General features: G+C 67.6%; 16 protein-coding genes. 6 read left to right on the top strand and 10 right to left on the bottom strand.

All coding sequences use genetic code 11. The features are described 5' to 3' along the window. Nucleotides 1–22: 22 nt before the first annotated feature. From msrB to DMB37_RS08140, 4 genes are all read right to left on the bottom strand, one after another. Complete coding sequence (msrB, locus tag DMB37_RS08155; RefSeq protein ID WP_107658092.1) at nt 23–466, bottom strand: peptide-methionine (R)-S-oxide reductase MsrB; 444 nt, start codon at nt 464–466, stop codon at nt 23–25. After that, nucleotides 466–1,779: a glycosyltransferase family 87 protein gene (locus tag DMB37_RS08150; protein ID WP_240772296.1), complete on the bottom strand. Its 1,314-nt coding sequence runs from the start codon at nt 1,777–1,779 to the stop codon at nt 466–468. The genes msrB and DMB37_RS08150 overlap by 1 nt, the downstream gene beginning before the upstream one ends. Before the next feature lie 84 nt (nt 1,780–1,863). Then, nucleotides 1,864–3,420 carry an alpha/beta hydrolase gene (locus DMB37_RS08145; RefSeq protein ID WP_135232179.1) on the bottom strand — a complete coding sequence of 519 codons (1,557 nt, stop codon included), beginning with the start codon at nt 3,418–3,420 and terminating at the stop codon, nt 1,864–1,866. A gap of 32 nt (nt 3,421–3,452) precedes the next feature. Continuing rightward, nucleotides 3,453–4,214: a pyrimidine reductase family protein gene (locus tag DMB37_RS08140; RefSeq protein WP_135237421.1), complete on the bottom strand. Its 762-nt coding sequence runs from the start codon at nt 4,212–4,214 to the stop codon at nt 3,453–3,455. A 35-nt stretch (nt 4,215–4,249) separates the two neighbouring features. Between DMB37_RS08140 and zapE the strand changes: the two genes are divergently transcribed. Continuing rightward, nucleotides 4,250–5,296 (top strand): cell division protein ZapE, encoded by a 1,047-nt coding sequence (zapE, locus tag DMB37_RS08135; RefSeq protein WP_135232178.1) that lies wholly within the window; start codon nt 4,250–4,252, stop codon nt 5,294–5,296. Then, nucleotides 5,296–6,084 carry a tyrosine-protein phosphatase gene (locus DMB37_RS08130; RefSeq protein WP_167768778.1) on the top strand — a complete coding sequence of 263 codons (789 nt, stop codon included), beginning with the start codon at nt 5,296–5,298 and terminating at the stop codon, nt 6,082–6,084. Before zapE ends, DMB37_RS08130 begins: the two co-directional genes overlap by 1 nt. Nucleotide 6,085: 1 nt before the next feature. On the opposite strand, the gene DMB37_RS08125 is transcribed toward DMB37_RS08130, so the two are convergent. The 3 genes from DMB37_RS08125 to DMB37_RS08115 form a co-directional block, all read right to left on the bottom strand. Further along, nucleotides 6,086–6,559 (bottom strand): GbsR/MarR family transcriptional regulator, encoded by a 474-nt coding sequence (locus tag DMB37_RS08125; protein ID WP_135232176.1) that lies wholly within the window; start codon nt 6,557–6,559, stop codon nt 6,086–6,088. 74 nt (nt 6,560–6,633) lie between these two features. Then, nucleotides 6,634–7,413, bottom strand: coding sequence for an ABC transporter permease subunit (locus DMB37_RS08120; RefSeq protein WP_135232175.1), 780 nt, complete (start codon nt 7,411–7,413; stop codon nt 6,634–6,636). A 28-nt stretch (nt 7,414–7,441) separates the two neighbouring features. Next, on the bottom strand, nt 7,442–8,326 hold the full coding sequence (locus DMB37_RS08115; protein ID WP_135232174.1) for an ABC transporter ATP-binding protein: 885 nt from the start codon (nt 8,324–8,326) through the stop codon (nt 7,442–7,444). A 98-nt stretch (nt 8,327–8,424) separates the two neighbouring features. Between DMB37_RS08115 and DMB37_RS08110 the strand changes: the two genes are divergently transcribed. Then, nucleotides 8,425–9,180, top strand: coding sequence for an alpha/beta fold hydrolase (locus tag DMB37_RS08110; protein WP_135232173.1), 756 nt, complete (start codon nt 8,425–8,427; stop codon nt 9,178–9,180). 8 nt (nt 9,181–9,188) lie between these two features. On the opposite strand, the gene DMB37_RS08105 is transcribed toward DMB37_RS08110, so the two are convergent. Further along, nucleotides 9,189–9,728 carry a GNAT family N-acetyltransferase gene (locus DMB37_RS08105; protein ID WP_370465351.1) on the bottom strand — a complete coding sequence of 180 codons (540 nt, stop codon included), beginning with the start codon at nt 9,726–9,728 and terminating at the stop codon, nt 9,189–9,191. Further along, nucleotides 9,725–10,939 carry an MFS transporter gene (locus DMB37_RS08100; protein WP_135232172.1) on the bottom strand — a complete coding sequence of 405 codons (1,215 nt, stop codon included), beginning with the start codon at nt 10,937–10,939 and terminating at the stop codon, nt 9,725–9,727. Before DMB37_RS08100 ends, DMB37_RS08105 begins: the two co-directional genes overlap by 4 nt. A gap of 179 nt (nt 10,940–11,118) precedes the next feature. Between DMB37_RS08100 and DMB37_RS08095 the strand changes: the two genes are divergently transcribed. The 3 genes from DMB37_RS08095 to DMB37_RS08085 all read left to right on the top strand — a co-directional run bounded on the left by DMB37_RS08095 (nt 11,119) and on the right by DMB37_RS08085 (nt 15,993). After that, nucleotides 11,119–12,363, top strand: coding sequence for a cytochrome P450 (locus DMB37_RS08095; RefSeq protein ID WP_135232171.1), 1,245 nt, complete (start codon nt 11,119–11,121; stop codon nt 12,361–12,363). A gap of 59 nt (nt 12,364–12,422) precedes the next feature. Continuing rightward, nucleotides 12,423–14,297 (top strand): NAD(P)/FAD-dependent oxidoreductase, encoded by a 1,875-nt coding sequence (locus DMB37_RS08090; RefSeq protein ID WP_240772295.1) that lies wholly within the window; start codon nt 12,423–12,425, stop codon nt 14,295–14,297. Nucleotides 14,298–15,054: 757 nt separating this feature from the next. Next, nucleotides 15,055–15,993, top strand: coding sequence for a LysR family transcriptional regulator (locus tag DMB37_RS08085; protein WP_206055210.1), 939 nt, complete (start codon nt 15,055–15,057; stop codon nt 15,991–15,993). Here the strand turns inward: DMB37_RS08085 and DMB37_RS08080 are convergent. Further along, on the bottom strand, nt 15,960–17,093 hold the full coding sequence (locus tag DMB37_RS08080) for a hypothetical protein (protein WP_135232170.1): 1,134 nt from the start codon (nt 17,091–17,093) through the stop codon (nt 15,960–15,962). The genes DMB37_RS08085 and DMB37_RS08080 overlap by 34 nt on opposite strands. Between the last annotated feature and the right edge of the window lie 280 nt (nt 17,094–17,373).

Genomic DNA, 17,373 nt, shown 5'->3' with positions numbered 1-17,373 from the left:
CGGTCCAGTGCTTGGCTGCGGATTACTCCGCTGCGCTGTCCGAGGGGTGCAGTCGCAGCGAGATGGAGTTGATGCAGTAGCGCTTGTCGGTGGGCGTGTTGTATCCCTCGCCCTCGAACACGTGGCCGAGGTGGCTGTGGCAATTCGCGCACAGCACTTCGACCCGGTGCATGCCGAGGGTGTCGTCCGATTTCAGGATCACGGCTTCGGACTTCGCCGGGTCGAAGAACGACGGCCAGCCGCAATGTGAGTCGAACTTCTCTGTGCTACGGAACAATTCGGCACCGCAGGCGCGGCACTCGTAGACACCGTCGGTCTTGGTGTCGGTGTATTCACCGACGAAGGGGCGTTCGGTGGCGGCCTCGCGCAGCACCGCGTACTCCTCGGGGTTCAGCTTGGCGCGCCATTCCTGCGGCGTCAGCTGGATCCGCGGCGCGGGCAGGGACGTATCGGCTTCGGAACTCATCACTCCACGCTAATAGGTTTCGCCGCCGTCGTCGCGGAGCCATTGGCTGAGCTGGGCGAATCAGTCGTGGTGGCGTGCGCACCGCTCGGCAAAGGCTTGAACCAGGTGGGGTCGATGCCGAACGCCAGGCGCCCTTCCCGCTTCGCGGCCAGATACCGCTCACCGAGCACGCAGAAGATCACGATCACCAGCAAACCCCATCCGAAGGTGATGCGCAGATACTCGAGGTCGCGCCCCCAGTGCTGCCAGCCTGGTCGGTCGGACAGCCACTTGTCGTAACTCATGAACCCGAACACCGCCAACCACGCGGGCCAGTTGCGCAGCACCGAGTTACGCAGCACCACCGTCATCAGGAACGGGAACAGCATCATCGAGTAGTACATCTGCCCCAGCGACAGCAGCAGGAACGACCCGGCGAGCAGCACACCGGACGCGGTGCACACGAAGAACAGCTCGTCGTCGCGGTAGTAGCGGTACAGCAACCACAGCGAGATGGCGACCAGGATGCCCATGCCGACCCGGATGCCCCAGACCAGCCATGGCGGCAGCCCGTAGTACTCACCGTTGCCGGGGATGGAACTGTTGAAGTAGTCGCGGGTCTCGAACAGGTACGGCGCGGTGTGGCTGAGGAATTTCTCCGGGTCCTTCGACATCGGCCAGGCGATCGCGGTCAGCACGATCGGCACACCCAGCGCGGTGATGAACACCTTCCACTGCCCGCGAACCAGTGCGATCAGCAGCAGCGGTGCCAGCGTCGGTTTCACCGCGAGACTCAATCCGAGTGCGAGACCCGCCCACAGGTCTCGTCGTTTGAGCAGCAGATGCAGGAACAGCAGCTCGGCCAGCAGGATGCACCCGTTGACGTTGGTGAACACCAGCGTGTTGGTCACCGTCTCCGACATGAACATCGCCAGCAGCAACACCGGCGCGACAACGGAATTCACGGTGAACCGGAACAGCCGCAGCAGCAGATACCAGGCGAGAATGATCGCGGCGGCGTTCAGGAGGATGAACAGCCAGCGGGCCTTCTCGTAGTCGTGCACCCACGCCACCGGCGCGATGAGCAGCGTGCCGCTCGGATAGTAGAGGTAGTGCGGATCGACCGAATCGAAGTTCGCCGTGTACACCGGCCGCCCGTTGAGAAAGTCGAGCGAGGCCTGGTAGACCGGCCGGAAGTCGTCGGTGATGAAACCATTGACAGCCTTGATGAAAACCCGGTTCAGCACAGTCATGACCGCGATGGGCCAGAGTGCGAACTTGATCACCTCGGCGGTGGTGCGAGCAGTGCGGGGCTCGAGCTGTCGAAGTAACACTGGGGCACGGTACACCGGATCAGGTTGCGACGGTTGTCCGGACCTGTCCGACGCGCCGCTAGAAGGGCTGTTCGCGGCGCCGGATCAGGCGGGGCAGGCGGTGCCGTCGGCGGGCAGCTTCGCGTCCTTCAGATACTCGACCATGGTGCGCTGCGCACAACTCGAGTGGTTGGACACCGGATGGCCCCAGCCCTGCCAGGTGACTCCCGCGTGCCGCGCCCCGGCCGCGCCGAGCGCGCCGGCCACCGACGCCTGACCGGCATTGCCCACCACCGGGTCAGCGATACCGCCGAGCACCAGCACCGGAATGCTGAGTTTCTCCGGCATTCCGGGCGCGGTCGACACCGGCCAGGCCGCGCATTCCATCAACCCGACGGCCATGTTCTTGCCGAACACCGGGTACTTCGCACCCCAGGTGCCCATCAGTTCCTTGGCCTTGGTCGGCGTCGGCGGTTGCTGAGTGTCGGTGCAGCGGTTGACGAATTGACCGTCGCCGCCGATGGCCGCTGATTCGCGCTGGATCAGGGTGCCGAGCGCAGCGCGGTCGCCGCGTCCGGCCGCGGACAGCGCGTCGGCGAGTTCGCGGACCCGGTTGGCCTGGTCGGCGCGCGGGCTGCCGAGGAAACCGGAGACCGCGGTGAGCAGCGCGTTGGCCGAGATGTCGCCCAGCCCACCGGATCCGGCCCGGTTCACCAGATCGGTGATCGCGGCGCGCGGGTCCGGGCCGAGCGAACAGCTGACCCCGGTGCAGCGCTGCGCGAAGGCGGTCAACGCGGCCTCCGCGCCTTCGAGCTGCTGTTCGGCCCTCGTGACGGCGTCCGCGCCGACGGCCTCGGGGGAGTCGAGGACGAGCCGGGCCAGATGATCGCCGTACTTGCGGGCGTAGCTGAGCGCGACCTTCGCGCCGTTACCGGTGCCGAGCAGCGCGATGCGCTCGACCTGCCATTGCCTGCGCAGCTGTTCGAGGTCGTCGGCGGCGTGCGGTGCGTCGAAGGTGCCCTCGTAAGGCTGCAGGAAGTCGCGGCAAGCGATGGTGCCGTCCTGGCTCAGCGAGACCATCGCGTCGACGGGATCGGTTGCGCCCGGCCCGAATTGGGCGTTGTCGGCCAGTCCTTTACGCACTTCGGGGGGCAGGCAGTCCAGCGGCTGTGAGCTGCCGATGCCGCGCCGGTCCACCGCGACGATCGGGCGTGCGGCCAGCACGGCGCTCGCGGGGCCGACGGCGAGTCCGGCGAGGGTGGCCGTGGAGGAGCGGTCCGCGCCCGAGGTGAGGACCAGCGGGGCGGCGTCCGCGGGCGTCTGGGGCAGCCGGGCGCGCATCGCGGCGGCGCGGAAGTTGCCGAGCACGCTGCCGCCCGCGTCGATCGGGGTGGTGTACTCCGCGCAGTCCAGCACCAGGCCCGCCGGAGCAGGACCGAGACCGAGCAGGTCCAGCGTCGGCGTGGTGCAGTCTTTCCACGGCAGGTCGGTCTTGGGCACGTCGGCACTCGGCGGCGGGGCCGGGGCGGCCGAGGTGGTGGCAGTGCCGCCGACCCGATCGCGCTCGACGGCGACACCGGGACGGTCGGAGGGTCCCGCCCCGCATCCGGCGATCATGATCGAGAGTGTCGCGGCCAGCACGACGGCCCGAGTCCAGCGCATGCGCTACAGCCTGCCAGGTTCGGGCAGTTGTTTCATGCACGGGCCCATCGGGTCAGCATGGTGCCGTCGTCGTCGAGCAGAATGTGCGCGCGGGACATGGGGCGGTCGAACTCGTGCGCGGACAGCGAAATTCGCCGCGCGGTGCCACCGACCAGCAGCGGCGCGGTAGTCAGGCACAGCTCGTCGACGGCGTCGGCGGCCAGCAGCTCGCCGAACAAATGCGGGCCGCCCTCACACAGCACGCGATGTAATCCGCGCTCGGCGAGCACGCGCAGCAATGCCTTGGGGGTCACCGCGAGATCGCCCGCCTCGACCACGTCCGCGCCCGCGTCGGCCAGTTGCTGTTTGCGGTCCGCCGGGGCGGTGGTCGTGGTGATGATCAACGGCGGGACCGTCGTATCGGTGAGCAGTCGGGCGCCCACATCGATCGCCGCACTGGCGGTGACCACCGCGATCGGCGGCGCCGTACCGTCCGGATGACCGCCGATGCCGCGCTCGTGCAGCGCCCGCCGAAGCTGCGGATCGGTCCTGGCCCCACCGTAGTTCTCGGCGCGGACCGTGCCCGCGCCCACCAGAACCACGTCGGCCAGTTCGCGCAGCATCAGGAACACGGTTTTGTCGGCCGGCGTGCCCAGGCCCGCGGACTGCCCGTCGCTGGTCGCGGCGCCGTCGATGCTGGACACGAAGTTCGCGCGGACATGGGGCTCGCGGAGCTCGGCCGGGTACGCGTACAACTGGGCTAGGTCGTCCGGTCTCAGGTCTGTGAGCTGGATCGCATTGTGGATACGCTGCATGAACATAGATCTCACCACGTCATTAGGCTTCGGCTGTGCCAATCGCTGACTCGCTGCGCTCATCAGGGCAAGAACGCCTCGTCGACCGCCACCCTGAGGTTCCGGCCGACCAGCTCGTCGCCCAGATGGTGCCCCCGCCGATGTTCGACGAAGTCAGCTTCGGGTCCTACATTCCCGACCCCAAGGAGCCGAGCCAGGCGGCGGCGGTGCGCAAGGCCGAGGAGTTCGCCGGCGAGGTCGCCAAGATCCACAAGGCCGCGAACAAGAAGAGCCTGTTCGGCAAGAAAAAGCAGGTGTCCGGCGCCGGGCTGTACCTCGACGGCGGGTTCGGTGTCGGCAAGACGCACCTGCTCGCCTCGATCTTCCACAGCGCGCCTGCGCCCAAGTCGTTCGGCACCTTCGGTGAGCTCACCAATCTCGTCGGCGCCCTCGGCTTCGGCAATGCGGTAGAGCGGTTGTCGGCGAACAGTGTGCTGTGCATTGACGAATTCGAGCTCGACGATCCCGGTGACACCATGCTGGTCTCGCGGCTGCTGACCGAGCTGTCCGCGAAGGGCGTCTCGATCGCGGCGACCTCCAATACGCTGCCGGGTCAGCTGGGCGAAGGTCGTTTCGCCGCACAGGATTTCCTGCGCGAGATCAAGAAGCTCGGCTCGATCTTCGAACCGGTGCGCGTCGACGGACCGGACTACCGGCACCGCGATCTGCCGCCGGCGCCGGAGCCGACGTCGTCGGCGGTGCTGACCGAACGGGCCGCTGCCACACCGGGTTCCACGCTCGACGACTTCGACGCGCTGCTGAAGCATCTGAGCACGCTGCACCCGTCGAAGTTCGGCGCGCTGATCTCCGGGGTGTCGTCGGTGTTCATCGCGAACGTGCATCCGGTCGCCGATCAGGCCGTGGCGTTGCGTGTGGTGGTGCTGGCCGACCGGCTCTACGACGCGAGCATTCCGGTGACCGTTTCCGGGGCCAAGCTCGATCAGATCTTCTCGCAGGAGATGCTCGACGGGGGCTACCGCAAGAAGTATCTGCGGGCGATTTCGCGGTTGCTCGCGCTGTCGCGGTTCGAGGTCGCGGCGTGATGACCCGCTCGCTTCGTACCCCGATCGCGCTGGCCGCCGGTCTCGCCGTCGCCTTCGGTCCGGTGACCGGTGCCGCGCTCGCCGAGCCGCCCGCCGCGTCGGCGGTCGCGTTCGACCGGTCGCTGCACCTGCAAGGTGTGCAGAATGCCCGTGACCTCGGCGGATACCGGACTGTCACCGGCCAGACGGTCCGCACCGGCCTGGTCTACCGCACCGGTCAGCTGAACAACGCGACCCCGGCCGACCTCGCCGAGCTGACCGGCCGTCAGGTCCGCGTCGTGGACGATCTGCGCACCGTCTACGAGCGCGCGATCGGACCGGACAAGGTGCCCGCCGGCGCGAGCGCCAACTGGGACGACGTCATCGGCCAGGCCCCGCCCGAGGTATTGGTCAGCACCCTCACCGGCGGTGACAGCCTCTACCGCGCGTTCATCACCGCCCCCGGCGCCAACCAGGCCTTCGCCGCGGTGCTGCACGACATCATCGCCACCGACGGCGCGGTGCTGTTCCACTGCACCGCGGGCAAGGACCGCACCGGCTGGACCGCCGCCGTCCTGCTCACCCTCCTCGGCGTCGACCGCGACACCGTCGACCAGGACTACTTGCTGTCCAACCAGTACCGCAACGCCAACCCCGCCGACCCGATCAACGGCGTCCAACAGCCTTGGCTAGACGCCGCTTTCGACCAGGTGAACCGGACCTACGGCAGCTTCGACAACTACCTGCGCACAGGCTTGCAGCTCACCGCCGCCGACCTCGCCGCACTGAAGGCCAAGCTGCTCGCCTGATTCAGGAACGGCGCTCGGCGTACCAGCGGTCGATCAGGGCGGGCAGTTCCTTGCCCATCCAGACGAAGAATTCGTGCATGTCGCGGACGCGGGCGGCCTTGTCGCCGTCGGGGTCGTCGAAGAGGGCGAGGCCGCGGGAGGTCATGGTGGTCAGGTCGGTGTACATGCCGCTCTGCTGGCGGGTCAGTTCGGGCAGGATGCCGGGGCGGATGGCGTAGTAGTCCTTGCGGTCGCCCGGCTTGGACATCTTGTCGACCCAGCGCATGGTGACGAGGGTCTTGAGCGCGCTGGAGATGGAGCCTTTGGAGGCTTGCAGTGCGTCGGCGATCTGGCCGAACGTCTGCTCCGGCGGATCGCAGACCAGGAGCCAACCGGCTGCTCGGCCAACCATCCGGACCAGACCCATGCGCTCCAGGACGAGAGCGAAATCCTCCACGAAGGCCAGCTGTTCCGGGGTGGGGTTGTCCTCGCTCATCGGTCGAGTATCCCTTCGATAGTGCGGATAGGGGTAAACGGGGCGGCCGTGTCGGCTCGCCCCGTCCGGTGCGGTCAGACCGCGAGATCGCGGCGTTCGAAGGCGCGCAGCGCGAGCCCGAGGGCTACGGCGGCGAGCGCGATCAGGACTGTCAGATGGACGCCGTTCCAACCGTTCACCAGCGGCGAACCGCCGTTCGCGTAGTAGAAGGGCGACACCTTGCGCAGCCATTCGGTGCCGTCGAACATGCCGCCGAGGTTGTTGGTGAGGTAGCCGGCGACCGCGATCAGCGACGCGAGTCCCAGTGTCAACGAACGTTTTCCGGTGACCGCGCCGATCAGCAGGGTGATCGCGCCGATCGCGAGAGCGAGCAGTCCCACCCCGGTGCCGGCGGCCAGGATGTGTCCGGCGGGGATGTTCAACGTGCCCGCGCTCGCCCCGGCAAGAACGCTCAGCGTGAGCACGGCGGTGACCACCGTGGTCTGCACCACCAGTGCGGCGCACCGTTGCGCGAGCAGGTTTGTTCGGCCGATGGGCTGGGCCAGCAGCAGGTCCAGCATCCCGTTCTCCTCCTGGGTTGCCGACCTGCTCGCGAAGGTGACCGCGAAGATGAGCAATAACAGCAAGCCCATCAGCGAGAACACCGTCGCATTGAGATATCCGGTGGCACTGGCGAAGTCGCTCAGGCCCATGGCTTCATACATCCGGTTCTGCTTGATATCGAGGGAGCCCTGCTCCTTCAAGGACTGGTAGGACGGCAGATACAGCAGCGGAACGACGGCCATGCCGATCGACCAGCCGACGAGTCCGCGGCGCTGTTCCTTCAGTGTCTGGGTGAAGATCGAGCGAGTCATATCGAGTTCTCCTGTGCGATAGGTAGGTTCAGCGCCCGTACATGCTGAAGAAGATCTGCTCGAGGTCCGGCTCGGTGGACAGCACGCTCACCAACCGGTACTTGGCCGCGGTCTTGAACAGCTCGTCCACCTCGCCTTCGGTGGTGCAGCGCAACGTCTTTCCCGCGACGCTCAGCTCGCGCACACCGGGCAGCCCGGCGAAGTCGTCGGCGAACACCTCCGCGCCGAACACCAGCTCGACCGAGCGCGGTGCGCGCCTGCGCAGTTCGTCCACGTTCTCCGTGCCGAGCAGCTGTCCGGCGCGCATGATGACGGCCCGATCGGCGGTCTGCTGCACCTCGCTGAGGACGTGTGAGGACATGAACACCGTCTGCCCGTTGGCCTTGGCCTCGGTCACCAGATCCAGAAACCGTTGTTGCAGTAGCGGATCCAGGCCCGAGGTGGGCTCGTCCAGGATCAGCAGATCGGGCCGGTGCATGAAGGCGGCGACGAGGCCGACCTTCTGCTTGTTGCCCTTGGACATGGCGCCGACCTTCCTGGACAGGTCGAGGTCGAGCAGGTCGGCGAGCTCGATGATCCGGCCCGTAGGCACGGTGCCGTGCTGATCGGCGAGGAAACCGAGCAGCTCACGCGCGGTGTTGCGGCCCTCGATCGCCAATTCGCCCGGCAGATAACCGATTCGCCTGCGCAGCTCCGCGCCGCCTGACCTGGGATCGGTGCCGAGCACCTCGACGTGACCCGCGGTCGGCCGGATCAGGTCGAGCAGGATGCGGATGGTGGTGGACTTGCCCGCGCCGTTGGGCCCGAGGAAGCCGAATACCTCGCCCGGCTGCACCTCCAGGTCGAGGCCGGTGATGGCAACGTGTTTGCCGTAGTGCTTGGTCAATCCCTCGGTGCGGATCGCGGCGGTCATGACTGCTCCTGAGTGCTGAGTGTTCTGTAAGGAACGATGTGTTCAGTAAATACTGAACATAAAGAACTGTCAACTGTCGATTGGGCTACGATCCGGTCATGACGAAGTTCAAGACGTGGGACGGCCTGGAGCTCAACTATCGAGTGTGGGAGGGCGAGGGCGTTCCCGTCGTGCTGCAACACGGGGTGGTCGCCGATACCAACGCGAACTGGATGAGCACCGGCGTGGTCGGCGCGCTGCAGGCGGCGGGACGCACCGTGGTGTCACTCGACGCGCGCGGGCACGGGCGTTCGGCGAAACCGCACGACCCGGCGCAGTACTCCTGGGAGTTCATGGCGCGCGACGTGCGGGCGCTCTACGACGAACTCGGTGTCGATCGGGTTGTGCAGGTGGGCTATTCGATGGGCGCGATCATCTCGCTGCTGGTCGCGGCCGCCGACGAGCGGGTCGAACGGCTGGCCATCGGCGGCGTCGGCTCCGGGGTGCTCGACTGCGGCGGCGTCGACCGCCGGGTGGTCGAGCTGACCGACTTGCAGACCGCGATGAGCGAGCACAACGAGGGCGCGCCGCCGACCGCCATGATGTTCCGGATCCTCGCCGACGCGGTGCACGCCGACCGGCAGGCCATCCAGGCGGTCGCGACGGGGCTGGATGCGCGGCCGATCGACGGACTCGCCGATATCACCGTGCCGACGCTGGTGCTCGCCGGCGACAACGACCCGTTCGCCGCGGAACCCGAACGCCTCGCCGACGCGCTGCCCAACGGAAAGCTGCACGTGGTACCCGGCGACCATTTGATGGCCGTCATCGCGCCGGACTTCCACTCGGCGCTGGTGGACTTCGCGAAGAGCTAGGGCCTGTTTTAGAAAACCAGCCGCATCACGAAGTCGTCGTGCTGCTGGCTGCCGACGGTATTGGTCTTGGTGCCGACCGAGTCGAACCCGTGCTTGCCGTAGAACCGCTGCGCTTTCACATTCTCCTGGTTGACACCGAGCCATATCCCGGCGAATCCACCCGCGCGGGCGCGCTCGAGGCAGTCGAGCATCAGCGCCGTCGACACCCCGCTGCCATGATGTCCCGGCACCACATACATCTTGTTGATCTCCACCACCGGCCGCAGACCCACCGCGGCGGCGACCGCCGGATCCACCGGATCGCCCGCGATGAGCATCGCGTAGCCGACGATATCGTCGCCCGCGACGGCCTTGAGCACGGTCTTCGCCGGATCGCTCAGATACTCCCCGAACCGCTCGCCGGAGAGCACCTCGGTGATGAAGATGTCGATATCGTCGGAGGTGGCGTTGGGCGGGCAGGCGAGCGGAAAGGTCGCCGCCGCAACGTCACTGAGTTCTTCGGCGTCCCACAGACCGGCCCGGTCGACGATGACTGGGATGTTGCTCATTGATCCAGTAGAGCACGATCACCCGAAGAGGTGGGATGTTTACCCCCGCCCGGCCGGTTGTGGAATACCTGGGCCAGGCCGATCAACACCGTTGCGAACACCAGCGGGATCACGAAGCTGATCCGGTGCCCGAAGCCCGCCGCCAGTGCCCCGACCACCCCGCCGCCCACCAAAGTGCCCGCGTAGTTGAACAAATTGAGCCGCGCGATGAGGGCGTCCAGGCCGCGACCGCTGGTCAACTGCCCGGCCTCGCCGAAGCACAGCGGCGCGATCACCGGCATGCCGATGCCGGCGATCAGGAATCCCACGATCGCGACGACCGGGCTGGGCGCGGCGAGCACGGTCGCCAGGCCGACCACGCCGATGGCCGCCGCGGTCCGCACCACGCGCCGCGGCCCGAACCGCCGAACGAACAGGTCACCGGTCAACCGCGCGATCAGTGATGTGCCTTGGTACGCGGCCAGCCCCAGCGCCGCCGTCGACGAATTGGCGAGCAGGTCGTCGGACAGATACAGCGCCGACCAGTTGCCGACGGCCAGATCGATGGCGAACACCAGCGCCATCGCGATGCCGAACGGCAGATACACACGCAAGGCAATCGGCGGCGGGTCGACGACCTCTTCGGCCGGACCTGCTTCGGCCTCCTGTGGGCCGAGCAGACGGGGCCCGAGCACCAGCCCGACGACGAGCACGACGCCCGCCGCCCCGAGTAGCGATTCCCGCAGCGTCACCTCCAGGGCTTCACACGCCGACACGTACAGCGCGCCGATGATCGACCCCGCACTCCACGCGGCATAGAACGACGACAGGATGAACTTCCCGTACCCGTGCTGAATGAACACCGCCTGCATATTGGTGCTCGCGTCGACGATGCCGACCGCGATCCCATAGCAGCCCAGCGCGATCAGCAGCCCCGCCGTGTTCGGCGCGAACGCGATTCCAGTGCCGGTGAGCGCGACCAGTAGCAGGCCGATGCGCAGCGTGACCTGGCTCGACCAGCGCAACGCCAACCGCTCCGCCGCCACGCTGCCGCCCCCCGCGAGCAGCGAAACCAGCACCACCGACCCGACGATCAGCCCGTCGGTCAGGTCGAATCTGTCCTTCTGCTGCGGCAATTGGGTCAGCACCACGGCGAAGAAGAACCCCTGCATACCGAACGCGAACGAGTTCGCGATCCGGGCACCCCGCAGGACGGGCGTGATCGAACTCATCTGCGCAGGGTAGCCAGGGGATCCGGGTGACGTGCGGTGAATGAATCGACTGCGTGCCGCTTCGATCGACAATCGCGATCGGCCGGATGAGCGTGGCAAACCATCCCGCTTGCGATCCGTCGCGAGTGCGACCATCGAAGCGCCGCAACGACACTCGCGAAACGTGGAGGCCAGCGTAGATGAGACAGCTGCCAGCGGACTTCTTTCGTACGCCGTATGCCTTCTATCGGCAACTGCGTGCGGCGGGGCCCGTGCACCAGATCCGCCTGCGCACCGGCGTCCGTGCCTGGCTGGTCGTCGACTACGACGCCGCCAAAGATGTGCTGCGCCACCCCGACATCCGCAAGGACCCACACTCGGCAACCGGCGCGCAGGCCAGGCACGCCGCCGCGGGCAACAGCGGAGTCACCGCGGCCAATCAACGGTTGAGCCATCACCTGCTCAACGCCGATCCGCCACACCATTCGCGGCTGCGCAAGTTGGTCACCCCGGCGTTCGCGCCCGCCCGGATGGAGGCGCTCGCACCCCGGGTCACCGCCATCGCGGACGAACTCCTCGACCGCATCGACCATGCCGCCGGGCCCGTGGACCTGGTGGAGGAGTACGCCTTTCCGCTACCCATCACGGTGATCTGTGAGCTGCTCGGCGTGCCGGTCGAGGACCGCGCGCAGTTCCGCGACTGGTCCGCCGCCGTGGTCGATACACCGATGTCCACGCCGGAGGGGATGCGCAGCGCGACCGACGCCATCGTCGACTACTTCGACCGCTCGGTGGCCGCGCGCCGGAAACATGGTCTCGGTGACGACCTGATCTCCCACCTGCTCACTGCCACCGACGACGGCGACCGGCTCAGCCACGACGAACTCATCTCGATGGCGTTCCTGATCCTGATCGCCGGGCATGAGACCACGGTCAACCTGATCGGCAACACCGTGCTCACCCTGCTCGCCGACCCGCCGCGCTACCACGCGTTGCACCACGACCCCAGCGCCGTCGCGCCCCTGGTCGAGGAGATGCTGCGCTACGACGGCCCGGTGAACGTCGCGACCCTGCGCTACACCGCCGCCCCGATCACGCTCGGCGGCACCGAGATCCCCACGGGCGAACTCGTCTTGGTGGCGCTCGCCTCCGCCAACCGTGACGAACGTCATTTCGCCGATCCCGCGGCCTTCGACCCGGACCGGTCGAGTAACCACATCGCCTTCGGCCACGGCATCCACTACTGCCTCGGCGCGGGCCTGGCCAGGATGGAGGCCCGCATCGCGCTGACCCGGCTCGTACGGCGCTTCCCTGAGCTGCGCCTGGCCGTCGACGAGGGCGACTTACGCTGGCGCGAGAGCATTCTGCTCCGCGGATTGCTCGACCTGCCGGTGCATCCGGCCGGTGCCCCGGTGGATTCGACAGGTGCCCCCGCACGGCGTTGAATCACCCGATTGGGCCAACCGACTTTGCTGTGCGCCATAAGAGACGTAATCTCCTGCGCATGACGAGCGGAAACCGCATCGCGATCGTTGGTGCGGGTATCGCAGGTCTTGCCTGCGCGAAAGTGCTGATCCAGAAGGGTTTTCCGGTCGAGATCTTCGACCGTGCGCCCGATGTCGGTGGCGTGTGGAGTGCGACCCGCAGGTACCCGGGGCTGCGAACCCAGAATTCCAAGAACACCTATCACTTTTCCGACTTCCCGATGCCTTCGGACTACCCGAAGGTGCTCGACGGCGAGCAGATGCAGGCGTACCTGGAGGCTTACGCGGACCATTTCGGGCTGCGCGAGCACCTGCGGCTCAACACCGAGGTCGTCGCCGCCGATCCGGTGGACAGTGGTTGGCTGCTCGAGGTCAAGGATCAGAGCGGGATACATCGGAGCTCCTGCGATCATCTGGTCATCGCCAACGGGGTGTTCAGTGAGCCCTACGTCCCGGACTTCCGCGGCATCGAGCTGTTCCGCGCTGCAGGCGGCCAGCTCGGCCACGTGTCGGAGTTCCTGGATGTCGAAGCGGTGCGTGGCAAGTCCGTCGTGGTGGTCGGCTACGGCAAGTCGGCGTGTGACATCGCCGAGGCGGTGAGCGACGTCGCAGGCTCGACCACCGTGGTGGCGCGCAGGCTGCTGTGGAAGATGCCGCGCAAGATGGCCCGCGTGCTCGACTACGAGCGAATGATGCTGACCCGCTTGGGCGAGGCGCACTTCCACCACCTGGAACCCGGCCGGATGGACCGCTTCCTGGACGGGCCGGGCGTGTCGTTCCGGATCAGCAATCTCGACCTGATCCAGGAACTCGCGACCAAACACATGAACCTGCGCGAACTCGGGCTGCTGCCGGAGGGCCGGTTCGAGGAGATCGCGGAGAGCACCGTCAGCCTCGCCACCGAGAACTTCTACGAGCAGGTCGCGAACGGCCGGATCGTCGTGCAGCGCGACACCACCATCACCGAGATGCGCGGCGGTGGCGGCGAGGTGCCCGCGGTGCAACTGTCCAACGGGCACCTCGTCCCCGCCGACATCGTGGTCTGTGCCACCGGATTCCAGCAGCGGGTGCCGTTCCTGACCCCGTACGTCCAGCGCAGGCTCACCGACGAGGACGGCAACTTCCGGCTGTACCGCCAGATCCTGCCGCTCGACGTCCCCAATCTCACCTTCGCCGGCTACAACTCGTCGGTCATCAGCACCCTCAACGCCGAGGTCGGCGCACACTGGACCGCCGCGTTGCTCGCCGGCCAGCTGAACCTGCCCGACCGCGACGTGGTGAGCGAACAGATCGACGCCCGCCTGCGCTGGATGGAGGAACGCACCCGCGGCCATCACGCCCACGGCACCGCCATCACCCCCTTCTCCATCCGCAACGTCGACGAAATGCTCGCCGACCTGAAGTTCCGCCTCCCCCTGCGCACCCGCGCGGCCCAGTGGTTCCGCACCATCCGCCCGGAGTCCTACCGCGGTCTGAACACCAGGCACGAGTCTGCTTCGGAGAAGACGCCACCCGCATACTCGGTGGTCGAGCACGCCGACATCGCCGCGCAGGACCCGGGCCGGGCGCACGACCCGAACTTCAGCGGGCCGGGTGGACACGACCTGAGTGTCGGAGTGCCTGGGGCGCACCACGCGAACGCAGCGATGCCCGGGGTGCACAACGTGAACGCAGCGGTGCCCGGGGTGCACAACGCAAATGCAGGAGCGTCAAGGGCGCATGACTCGAATGCCGCAGCGCCCAGGGCGCACGGTTCGAACGCAGCAGGACCTGGGGCGCACAACCCGAACGCGGGAGTGCCGGGGCCGTACGACCCGAACGCCGGAATGCCTGGGGCACACAACCTGAGCACCGGCGTGCCCACAGACCTCTTGCACGGTTCGCAGGGTAAGTAGGCACAGCTCGGCCTGCCGGAATCCAGGCGCGGCCGTGCGCCCGGAGCCCGGCCCACACCAGTGCCCGAGCGCGCAAACCCGAAGGCTGGAGCGTCGGGCACGAGTCCGGATGCTGGAGTGCAGGCCAGGCCGTGCACGCCTGGGAGTCTGCAACGGCCCGCACCGAATGCCGACGCGAACCTGAGACCGGACCATCGGGCCCCGACCGTAGGGCTGCGGGGCGCACACCCTTTTGCTAGGCCGCACACCCGCTATACCGGGTGTGCGGCCTAGCAAAAGGGTGTGCAGCTCAGTTTTCCAGCCCGCTCTACTTCGACCCGCCTAACCAGTTCACATTTCCGGCGGGCCCGAACGAGCACAGGTCGTCATCTACCACGCCGCCGGTTCGGAATGGCCGACCGAGCCCGTTGGGAGTCCAAGGTCGCGCCGATGCCCACAGGCCAGCACCCACCGTATCCGTCGAGCCAACAATCGAGCAGAGTCGTCCGGTCGCTGAACGATCTTCACCAACCACCGTTCGACTCTGCTGGTTTCACGAGAACCACCATTCGACTCTGCTCTTTCCCGGAGCTCCCCGCCACCGGACCACCGCAAGCCCGCACGCTGGAACCTGAGCTTGCCCGCGCGCCGTGGAAGTTCCAGCGTGGTCATCGGGCGGTGGTGACGTTGTCGAAATTCCTTGGTGTAGCGCGACTCGCCGTGGCTTATCACCAGCGCAATGTTGGTGATCGATGATTCCACTGGTGATAATCCAGGAGTGCAGCCCCTGGACATGAACCTGCTGGTGGCGCTCGACGCGCTCCTGGAGACGAGCAGTGTCACGCGGGCGGCTGAACGGCTGCACACTTCGGCGCCCGCGATGAGCCGGACGCTGGCCAGGTTGCGGCGGGTGCTCGATGATCCGCTGCTGGTGCGCGCCGGTCGCCGCTTGGTGCCGACGCCGCGTGCGCTGGAATTGCGTTACGAGGTCAGCACTCTGGTCGAGCAGGGGCGGGCGTTGCTGGCGCCGCGGGGCGCGATCGATCCGGCCGCGCTGAAACGGAACTTCGCGGTGCAAGCGGGCGACACGGTGCTCACCGAGCTGGCCGCCCCGCTGCTGGCTGCTGTGCGCGCGCAGGCACCCGGCGTGACATTGCGTTTCCTACCGGACACCGTCGAGGGCACCGCCGCGTTGCGCGACGGCCGGGTCGACATCGAGGTCGGCGTGATCGACCATGCAGATCCGGAAACGACGGCGCGCCGCGTGCTCGGCGATCGGATCATCGGGATCGCCGCCGCCGATCACCCGCTGGTCACCGAGCGGGTGACGGTGGCCAGGTTCGCGGCCGCGGCGCATCTGAGCATTTCGCGAAATGGTCACCCGCGCGGGCCGATCGATGACCGGTTGGCCTTGCACGGCCGCACCCGCCGCGTGGTCGCCACCGTGCCGAATCTGACCACCGCGTTGTTCGCGGTGCACGGCAGCGATCTGATCTGCCCGGCACCCGCGTTGCTGAGCAGGTCGGCATTGCCCGCGCTGGGATTGTGCGCGTTCGAGATTCCGCTGCCGCTGCCCGAGGTCGCGATCGGTATGGCCTGGCATCCGCGCAATACCGCCGACAGCGGGCATCGATGGCTGCGCGACCTGATCGCCGCGATTTTGACCAGCTCCCAATCCAAAGATCAGGAAACCGGCGGCGGGCTCGACAGTCGGTAATCGCGCGGTGTGTCGGTGCTGCGGGTTTCGCTGCCGGCGGGTTGATAACTGGTCGAGTTCAGGTCGCCTGCAGGCGGACCGAAGACGTCGGAGCGTCCCAGCGGGGCGGCCGCGGTCTTCTTCAGCTCGTCCAGCATCGCCTGCAGTTTGTCGACGTGGGTGTTGTCGACCGGGATCAGGTCTTCGTCGGCGCGGTGCGCGCCGGTGAGCGCGGTGCCGTTCGCCTCCGGCGCGGACCCGTTCGTGGGGCGGCTGTAGTCGCCGCTGTCCGGCGCGGAGGGAACCATGCTCTCGTACGGATTCTCCTGCGGCGTGGTGAAGTTCTGATACGACGAGGAGGCGGCCGGTTCGCGCGGCGCGGTGAAGCTGGACTGGCGGACGGGCAGCGGCTCGCGCGGCGTCGGCGCGGTGAAGTTCTGGGCGGGCGCCGGGCTCGGCTCCCGCGGGGTGGGGGTGGTGAAGTTCTGCGCGGCGCTCGAACTCGGCTCGAACGCCGGTTCGCGAGGTGGGCTGAAACTGCGCTGCGGCACGGAATTCGCCTCGTGCGCCGCCGAATCCCGCGCGGGCGGGGTGTCGCGGGCGGTCGGGGAGCCCTCGTATCGCCGGGAGACGCTCTCCCTGGTCGCGGTGGCGTTCTCGCGGGCAGCGAGGGTGCTGTCGCGCACCGGCTGGGCGAGCTCGTGCGAGGTGCCGATGCTCTCCCTGATGGTGGGAGTGGCCACGGTGGCGGGGGATTCGCGCTGCGCCGGGGTGTTCGGCTCAGCGGTCGCGGCGTTCCGGCGCGACGCCGCGCGCGGTAGCGGACGCTCGCCGCGCTCGCTGTCCGATGCGGCATGCGACGGACCACCACCGGCTTCGACCTTCTCCAGTCGTCCGTCGATGCCCGAAATGTCCTGGCCGGCACGGAAAGCCCACGCCTCGAGCTTCGCCAGCCGCGCCTCGACGCTGCGGTCGGCAGGCACGACGGTGGCGGTGGCGAGGTCGACGCCGTCGACCCGAGCCGCCACGGCGTCCAGTTTGTCGCTGACCTCTCGGAGAACCGCCGCGATGCTCGACAGCATCGCGCCGATCGACTCGCCGGCCTCTTGACCGTGCTCCATCCAGTACCCACTTCCCCGTATCGGCCCAGCTCGCACTCGGCCGGACGATTCTATCCGTCCAGTTGGAAATACGTGGTTCGCGACTGCCTCGCTGACGCTCGGCTCCGTCGTTCGCCATGGGGCGCCGTGTTGTCGGTTCACTCGCTGGCGCTCGTTGTCGAAGACCGGCTCGGTACCGGTCCTCCTTGGCTCTGATCGAAGCAGCGTAGGCGGGCCGTCCTGCGCCGTTGCAGGCGGAGGTCGGCGCGATCCGGTTTGTCCGGAACAGATCTGCTTACCA

Source organism: Nocardia sp. CS682, assembly GCF_004634405.1.
In the GTDB taxonomy this organism is placed as follows: Bacteria; Actinomycetota; Actinomycetes; order Mycobacteriales; family Mycobacteriaceae; genus Nocardia; species Nocardia ninae.
Note: the sequence above shows the minus strand (reverse complement) of the source record. Positions and strands in the feature narration are given on the sequence as shown.